This window comes from Bradyrhizobium sp. SHOUNA76 (assembly GCF_023006445.1).
Classification (GTDB): domain Bacteria; phylum Pseudomonadota; class Alphaproteobacteria; order Rhizobiales; family Xanthobacteraceae; genus Bradyrhizobium.
The window spans coordinates 1-7,931 of the sequence record NZ_JALBHA010000305.1 but is presented as its reverse complement, the minus strand read 5'-3'; the positions used below and the strand labels follow the sequence as shown (position 1 = coordinate 7,931).

The following is a 7,931-nucleotide window of genomic DNA, read 5'->3' as shown; positions in this document are numbered from 1 at the left end:
CGATCCCGCCCACCGCGCGCTGCCGGCGCTCGCCCGCGCCGCGATCAAGCCGAACGGCCAGATCGACCTTGGTGCCGTGCTGCGCGGCATCGTGCGCAATCCGGCAACGCTGCATGCGCTGGTCTCGACCGGCATCGACTTCAACCGCGCGCTGCGCTCACTTCGCGGCTGCCGGGATTATCTGATCGGCACGGAGCTGATCGAGAGCGAAGAGCTGGTGTCGAAGGCGGCTTGAGCGGGGTCTTCGAGCTGACGAAACAACAGGCCCGGTCGTGCGACCGGGCCTTTTCGCTTTTTGATCCTTCCGGGAGCGAATTGGATGTCGCTTGAATCGCTCATGCGCAAATTGGTGCCCCCACGACGTCCCGTGGAAGCAGCAGGCGAATGGGCCTCAATTGAAGACGCCATGGGAGTGCTATTCCCGGATGACTTCAAGAGATTCGTTGGCATCTACGGGAGCGGCGTGATCGGAGACTTCCTGACTATTCTAAATCCGTTCTCTACGAGACCCGAGCTAAATCTGCCGAGGCAGTCCAGGCGCCAGTTGGACGTGCTGCATGCGTTGCAAGACACGTTCGGCGAACAGGTCCCTTTCAAGCTGCACCCGATCAAAGGCGGCCTATTGCCCGTAGGCATCACGGATAACGGAGACGTCATCCATTGGCTCACAAGTGACGCTGTGGCTGATTGGACGATCGTCGTGAACGAGGCCCGCAGCCCTGACTATGAGCATTTTCCATGTTGCCTGACGCAGTTTATCGAGGGGGTGATCGAAAGATCCATTCGCTGCCGGGCATTTCCGCTCTCCATTTTTCAAGCTCCTCCCGCATTCCGCAGTCTTTGATTTGACGCGCGCGCAACAGCCGGGCTGACAAAGAAAAGGCCCGGTCATCTGACTGGGCCTTTTCTTTTGAGCTGCGAGATCGTCGTCACGGGCGGCGCCATCGACGCGAGTTGGTTTCCTGAGTGCAGCCGCAAGCGTGCTTGCCGAAGCCAGGCGCCGGCATGATCGCGATTGATACCAATCTGATCGTCCGCTACCTGACCCGAGATCACGCCACTCAATCCGCGCGTGCCCGCGCCGTGATCGACGGCCAGAGGGTCTTTGCCGCCGTCACGGTGCTCCTCGAAGTCGAATGGGTGCTGCGAAGCGCGTACGGCTATCGGGCCGCGGACGTCGTGCACGCGCTTCGTGCCTTCGCGGGACTTCCGACCGTTATGGTCGAAGACGGCGCGATGGTCGCGGCGGCGCTCGACCTTGCCGAGAGGGGAATGGATTTCGCCGATGCGCTGCATCTGACGAGATCGGGACATTGCGAGGCCTTCGTCACTTTCGATCGCAAGCTCGTCAAGGCGGCGAGACAGGCGGGCCATGAGGGGGTGCGCGAAGCCCGGTAGTGTGGCCCGAAGCCGACGGAGGGTGGATAATCGATTCTCTCCTTGAGGAAGCCCCGGACGCGATCGATGTACGCATTGATGGCGTCGATTTGGTCGAACATCGCCGTCTCGGGCAAAATTTGCGTCTTGTCGAACATCTCGAATGCTCGTGTGGTTGATAACCTTGCGAACAGCAGCTTTCCCAGCATGACGGTGGGAGGGGCTCCAAGGGTGTGTCAAAATGACCCGTCGGGCAAAACAGGCGGACACCCGTCAACCCCATTCGGCAAAAATATTCCACTTTCCCGAATTTCGGATTTGTGGCATAGACCGCTCATCCCGGCCCTGCCAGAGGGGCGCTTCGCGATCGTCACGAGATGCGGGTCGGGGTGCGGTGGACGCGGTAGCGCCGGCGCGACAGGCGGTGACAGGGCGGGCAACCGTGAGTCAGGCGCGGCGCGATACGACACGGCGTGGTCACAGCGGTTTTGGTCGTCGTCGGAGGTGAGCACACGCGAGCCCCCGGCGAGCAGGTCGAAACCGTCCGCGGACGGAGAAGTCGTGTGGTCCCGGCGCCCGGGGGTCTGGCGTCAAATCTCGCCGTGGTGTGGCGGCCGACCGGCACGCGCATCGATCAGCGGCGAGGCGACGGGGGCAATAGTGCAACGCTCCCCGAGGAGAGCACGAAGGACACCGTTAAAACCATCCGCGCAGGGAAGGCCGGGCGACCGGCAACACCTGTGATCCACCCCGTGTGCATTTTTGTTTGCGCACGGATTGCGGGTGCCGCCGGCGCCCGGTCTTCCCTGCGCCCTCTGGTCTTTCAAGGGGCGAAACGAACAGCAAAGCTCGGGCGAAACAAGCCGCGGGAATGCAGGTGCGTGTCTGCGATGGAGAGCGCTCATGGAAAAAGCAAGCCGGTGCCACATACGCCGTCATTGCGAGCGCAGCGACTTGTCCGCCGAAGCCTTGGCGAAGGCGGAAGCAATCCAGAATCTTTCCGCGGAAGGATTCTGGATTGCTTCGTCGCAAGGGCTCCTCGCAATGACGACGTGGAGAGAGCGAGCAACACACTGATGCCTCGTGCCCCGGACGCAGCGCAGCGTCTCTTCGACGGTGCGCTGCAGAGCCGGGGCCCATGCATCGACACGGCACGAAGTTGCTGGGTCCCGGCTCTGCGCAGCAGCGCAAAGAGCGCTGCAGCGCGTCCGGGACACGGGCCGCTCATCTTGCGGCACAACGGCGCACAAGACAAAGGCCCGGTCGCGATCGCGGCCGGGCCTTCGTCGTGAAAGTCGATTGCGTCCGCTTACGCGGCCGTCGAAGCCTTCCGCGCCGCCTTCTCCGCGGCGGCGGCGGCTTCGTCCTTGCGGATCTCCGACAGGCGCTTCTGCACTTCCGCCGAGAAGATGTACTGCGCCGGGCGCTGCTTGCTCATGTCGATCTCCGGCGCCATCGGGCCAGAGGTCCTGATGCCGCGCAGCGACACCCACATCGCCTTCAGCGGGTTGTTGAGGGCGGCGGTCGCAGCCGTCGGCTCGTAGCCGCAATGGGCCATACAGTCCGCGCACTTCTCGTATTTGCCGGTGCCGTAGGTTTCCCAGTCGGTGGTGTCCATCAGCTCCTTGAAGGTTTTTGCGTAACCTTCACCGAGGAGGTAGCAGGGCTTCTGCCAGCCGAAGATGTTGCGCGCGGGCATGCCCCAGGGCGTGCACTCGTATTCCTGGTTGCCGGCGAGGAAGTCCAGGAACAGGCCGGAATGCATGAAGTTCCACTTCTTGCCCTTGCCCATCGCGAAGACGTCGCGGAACAGCTTCTTGGTCTTGGTGCGGTTGAGGAAGTGCTCCTGGTCCGGCGCGCGCTCATAGGCGTAGCCCGGCGACATCGAGACGCCGACACCGAGCTCGACGGTGAGGTCCAGGAACTTCGCGATCTCCTCGGCCGGATGGCCGTCGAAGATGGTGGCGTTGACGTTGACGGTGAAGCCGCGCGCCTTGGCCGCCTTGATCGCCGAGACGGCGCGGTCGAACACGCCCTTCTGCGACACGGCCTTGTCGTGATGGTCCTTCAGGCCGTCGAGATGCACGGAGAAGAACAGATACGGGGAGGGCTCGAACAGATCGAGCTTCTTCTCGAGCAGCAGCGCGTTGGTGCAGAGCGAGACGAACTTCTTGCGTTCAACGAGGCCGCGCACGATCTCGCCGATCTCCTTGTGGATCAGCGGCTCGCCGCCGGGAATGGCGACCATCGGCGCGCCGCACTCGTCGGCCGCGTCCCAGCACTCCTGCGCGGTCATGCGGCGGTTGAGGATCGCGTCCGGATAATCGATCTTGCCGCAGCCGACGCAGGCGAGGTTGCAGCGAAACAGCGGCTCCAGCATCAGCACGAGCGGATAGCGTTTGCGGCCAAGCAGTTTCTGCTTGAGCAAATAGCCGCCGATACGCATTTCCTTGAAGAAGGGGATGGCCATTACAAGTTTCTTTCTGGGCTTTTCAATTCGGGTGGGTCAGCTCGCAGCCAGTTGGGCCGGAAGCCGGAATTCGATGTTTTCCTCGCGGCCCGGCAGTACTTGGACCTTGACCGGTCCGATCCGCCGCATCGCTTCGATCACGTCATCCACGAGTACCTCAGGCGCCGAAGCGCCGGCCGTGATGCCGACAGTCCTGGCATTCTTCAACCACTCCGGATTGAGCTCGCTGCCGTCGGCAATCAGATAACTCGCGACGCCGGCCTCGGTGCCGATTTCGCGAAGCCGGTTCGAGTTCGAGCTGTTGGCGGCGCCCACCACCAAGATCACGTCGACCAGCTTGCTCAAGTCCCTTACCGCAGATTGGCGGTTCTGTGTCGCATAGCAGATATCCCGGATATCCGGGCCTTGAATATCTGTAAAGCGGGCCTGAAGAGCCGCGATGATGTCCCTGGTGTCGTCGACCGACAGGGTGGTCTGGGTGATGTAGGCCACTGGCGCATCTGCCGGCAGCGTCAGCGCGTTAACCTCTTGAACGCTTTGAACAAGCAGCACGGGGGCGGGAACCTGGCCCATCGTGCCCTCGACCTCGGGGTGGCCGGCATGGCCGATCAGGATCAGCGTGCGGCCCTTGCTGATGTACCGCTTCCCCTGATTGTGAACTTTCGTGACCAGCGGGCAGGTGGCATTGAGCACCGGAAGGTCGCGCGCGGCGGCCTCTTCCTCGACGCTGCGGGCGACGCCATGGGCGCTGAAGACCGTGACCGCCTTCGGCGGGACCTCGGACAGTTCCTCGACGAAGATCGCGCCTTTGTTCTTCAGGCTCTCGACGACGTATTTGTTGTGCACGATCTCGTGGCGCACGTAGACGGGCGGGCCGTACTTCTCCAGCGCCCGTTCCACGATCTCGATTGCACGCACCACGCCCGCGCAGAAGCCGCGCGGTTGCGCCAGATAAACTTCCATTGGACGCCCATCACGCAAGTTGCACCAATTCGCTTCGTAAGTCCCCAGCGGCACTCCGATACTGACCAATGAGTTGCAATATCCGCACCATTGGTTCGCGCAAGCGGTAGCCACCCACCCTCATCGGGGCTCCGGCGCATGGAGGCGCAACACTTTGTGGCAAAAAATCGGCAAAAAGGAAAGGTCGAATGAAACCTGGGCGCCCCGTCGAGGTAGATCTAGGTAATATAGTAGGATGATCACTGCAGGCAAGATGGGCGACATCTGTGCCCGGTCCTTCGTCACTTTCCCGCCTCAACTCCCCGGCTATACCGACGGGCCCCGCATGGTTTTGCCCGGTCTACCGCCGTTTACCTCGAACCTTGTGCGGCGAGAACCGCCCAAAACAGCAATAGGTTTCGCCTGGGAACTCCGTTAAACAGCGGGCGTTTCCGGCAAGCTGTTAACCGCAGAAAGAAAAGAAGTGCTGCAAAGCGTCGTCGTTGCCATCGTCAGGGCCTGCACCCGGTTTGCCTCCCTCGTCGTCGTTCTCGGGCTCCTGCTGGCAGTGGCCGCGGGCTATTACGCGTCCCAGCACTTCGCCATCAACACCGACATCAATTCGCTGATTGCCCAGAATCTGGACTGGCGCCAGCGCGACCAGCAGTTCGACCGGGCCTTCGACCGCGACGCGACGATCACGGCGGTCGTCGAGGCCAAGACCCCCGAAATGGCGAGCGCGGCGTCGGACGCGCTCTATGCCAAGCTGAAGGACGACAAGACCAACTTCCAGTCGATGCAGCAGCTCGGCAGCGGCGAGTTCTTCGAGAAGAACGGCCTGTTGTTCCTGCCGACCGAGGAGGTCGGCAAGATCACCGGCCAGTTTGAATCCGCAGCGCCCCTGATCGAGATCATGGCCGGCGATCCCTCGATCCGCGGCCTGACCGGCGCGCTGGAGACGGGCCTTGCCGGCGTCAAGCGCGGCCAGGTCAAGCTCGACAACACCGCGCGGCCTTTCAACCTGATCGCGCAGACCGTCGAGACCGTGCTCAACAAGGGCAATGCGAGCTTCTCATGGCGCGAGCTCGTCAGCGACGAGCCGCTGTCGGATTCCGACAAGCGCGCCTTCATCGAGTTCAAGCCGATCCTCGACTACAACGCGCTGGAGCCCGGCAAGGGTGCCACCGATGCGATCCGCAAGGCCGCCGCCGATCTGGATTTCGCGACCAAATACCAGGCGCGGGTGCGGCTGACCGGCCCGGTGCCGATCGCCAACGAGGAATATGCCACCGTCCAGGAAGGCGCCGTCGTCAACGGCGTCGGCACCATCATCGTCGTGCTGCTCATCCTGTGGATGGCGCTGCATTCGTCGAAGATCATTTTCGCGGTATTCGTCAATCTCTTCGTCGGCCTTGCGCTGACGACCGCTGCCGGCCTGATGATGGTCGGCTCGTTCAATCTGCTGTCGATCGCGTTCGCCGTGCTGTTCGTGGGGCTGGGCGTCGATTTCGGTATCCAGTACAGCGTCCGCTACCGCTCGGAGCGTTACAAGCACAACGATCTCTCCGGCGCGCTGGTGCTTGCCGCCAAGCGCTCCGCGGTGCCGCTGTCGCTTGCGGCCATGGCGACCGCGGCTGGCTTCCTCTGTTTCCTGCCGACCGATTACAAGGGCATCTCCGAGCTCGGCCAGATCGCCGGCGTCGGCATGCTGGTGGCGTTCCTCTCCTCGATCACCGTACTGCCCGCCATGCTGAAGCTGTTGAACCCGCCCGGTGAGCAGGAGCCCGTCGGTTATGCCTTCCTGGCGCCGCTCGATCACTTCCTGGAGAGGCACCGTGTGCTCGTCGTCGGCGGCACGCTGCTGCTCGCGCTCGCCGGCCTGCCGCTGCTCTACTTCCTGAAGTTCGACTTCAACCCGATGAACCTGCGAAACCCGCACGCTGAATCGATCGCGACCTTCCTGGATTTGCGCAAGGACCCCAACACCGGCGCCAATGCCATCAACGTGATGACCACGTCGGAAGAGCAGGCAAGGGCGGTCGAGGCGAAGCTGGAGAAGGTGCCTGAGGTGCTCAGGGTGATGTCGCTCAACAGCTTTGTGCCGCAGGACCAGCCGCCGAAGCTGAAGCTGCTCGCGCAGGGCGCCAAGGTGCTGAACCCCGCACTCAATCCTGACCAGATCGACGCGGCGCCGTCGGATCAGGAAAATGTCGAGGCGCTGAAGTCCTCGGTCGACAATCTGCGCCGGACCGCGGGTGAGGCGAAGGGCCCGGGTGCGGTCGCCTCGCGCCGTCTGGCAGACTCGCTCGAAAAGCTCGCCAATGGCGACGAGGCCACGCGCAACAAGGCGCAGGACGTGTTCGTCACGCCGATAAAGATCGTGTTCGACCAGCTCAGAAGCGCGATGCAGGCCGAGCCTGTCACTCTGAAGTCGCTGCCGCCCGATCTCGTCAGCGCCTGGAAGAGCAAGGATGGCATTATCCGCGTCGAGGCGCTGCCCAAGGGCGATCCCAACGACAACGACACGCTGCGCAAATTTGCGGCGGCGGTGCTCGTTGCCGAGCCGACCGCGATCGGCGGGCCGGTCTCGATCCTGAAATCCGGCGATACCGTGGTGAGGGCGTTCATCCACGCCGGCATCTACGCGCTGCTGGTGATCGGCCTGTTGCTGTGGATCACGCTGCGCCGGTTCGTCGACGTGCTGATGACGCTGGTGCCGCTCCTGGTGGCCGGTGCCGTGACGCTCGAGATCTGCGTGCTGATCGGTCTGCCGCTCAACTTCGCCAACATCGTCGCATTCCCGCTGCTGCTCGGCGTCGGCGTCGCCTTCAAGATCTATTATGTCGTGGCCTGGCGCTCGGGCAGAACAAACCTGCTCCAGACCAGCCTGACACGCGCGATCTTCTTCAGCGCGCTGACGACGGCGACCGCGTTCGGCAGCCTGTGGCTGTCGAGCCATCCCGGCACGTCCAGCATGGGCAAGCTGCTGGCGCTCTCGCTGGTGACGACGCTCGCGGCCGTGCTGCTGTTCCAGCCGGCCCTAATGGGCAAACCCCGCAATCTCAGGGAGTAGGCAGATGTCGCCAACCGGGTCGGCGGCGCCCTTCTGACCGGGCTTGGCTGCGCCGGCCGGCTTCGGGAC

At 63.1% G+C, this 7,931-nt stretch carries 5 protein-coding genes and 2 pseudogenes; 4 read left to right on the top strand and 3 right to left on the bottom strand.

Going from position 1 to position 7,931, the window contains the following annotated elements:
• The 3 genes and pseudogenes from MOV74_RS25320 to MOV74_RS25310 all read left to right on the top strand — a co-directional run.
• Positions 1-235, top strand: a pseudogene (locus MOV74_RS25320) (nucleoside phosphorylase); the annotation flags it as partial.
• A gap of 84 nt (positions 236-319) precedes the next feature.
• On the top strand, positions 320-844 hold the full coding sequence (locus tag MOV74_RS25315; RefSeq protein WP_246928898.1) for an SMI1/KNR4 family protein: 525 nt from the start codon (positions 320-322) through the stop codon (positions 842-844).
• A 161-nt stretch (positions 845-1,005) separates the two neighbouring features.
• Positions 1,006-1,398: a type II toxin-antitoxin system VapC family toxin gene (locus MOV74_RS25310; RefSeq protein WP_246928896.1), complete on the top strand. Its 393-nt coding sequence runs from the start codon at positions 1,006-1,008 to the stop codon at positions 1,396-1,398.
• Between the two features lie 1,288 nt (positions 1,399-2,686).
• On the opposite strand, the gene hpnH is transcribed toward MOV74_RS25310, so the two are convergent.
• Positions 2,687-3,847, bottom strand: a complete 1,161-nt coding sequence (gene hpnH / locus MOV74_RS25305) for an adenosyl-hopene transferase HpnH (protein WP_246928894.1) — start codon at positions 3,845-3,847, stop codon at positions 2,687-2,689.
• A 36-nt stretch (positions 3,848-3,883) separates the two neighbouring features.
• Entirely contained in the window at positions 3,884-4,810 is a 927-nt protein-coding gene (gene ispH, locus MOV74_RS25300; RefSeq protein ID WP_246928900.1) for a 4-hydroxy-3-methylbut-2-enyl diphosphate reductase, read from the bottom strand.
• 463 nt (positions 4,811-5,273) lie between these two features.
• Here ispH and MOV74_RS25295 point away from each other — a divergent pair, with 463 nt between their 5' ends.
• On the top strand, positions 5,274-7,862 hold the full coding sequence (locus tag MOV74_RS25295) for an MMPL family transporter (RefSeq protein WP_246928892.1): 2,589 nt from the start codon (positions 5,274-5,276) through the stop codon (positions 7,860-7,862).
• Here MOV74_RS25295 and MOV74_RS25290 read toward each other — a convergent pair.
• Positions 7,830-7,931, bottom strand: a pseudogene (locus tag MOV74_RS25290) (DUF2147 domain-containing protein); the annotation flags it as partial. The gene MOV74_RS25295 and the pseudogene MOV74_RS25290 overlap by 33 nt on opposite strands.